General features: G+C 33.0%; 1 protein-coding gene. It reads left to right on the top strand.

Annotated elements, in window-relative coordinates; translation table 11 throughout:
- The coding region (locus AOA59_RS27690; RefSeq protein ID WP_371919096.1) for an rRNA adenine dimethyltransferase family protein at positions 1 to 276 on the top strand (276 nt) is incomplete at both ends.

Here is a 276-nt window from a genome sequence, read left to right as displayed (position 1 = left end):
CAGATACTGGAGCGCCACGGATTTTCTTTTAAAAAAAGTCTAGGACAAAATTTTTTAATTGATACAAATATACTTAAGCGTATTGTTGGGGCTGCGGATATAACTAAAGAAACTGGAGTCATTGAAATCGGTCCTGGAATAGGGGCGCTAACCGAACAAATAGCAAAACAGGCTAATAAAGTAGTTGCATTTGAAATAGATCAAAGATTACTTCCCATATTAAAAGAAACATTGTCTCCATATGATCATGTTAATGTTATTCATAAAGATATATTA

Source organism: Pseudomonas sp. 2822-15 (genome assembly GCF_002742515.1).
Taxonomy (GTDB): Bacteria; Pseudomonadota; Gammaproteobacteria; order Pseudomonadales; family Pseudomonadaceae; genus Aquipseudomonas; species Aquipseudomonas salomonii.
This window is presented reverse-complemented; position numbering and strand designations above follow the sequence as displayed.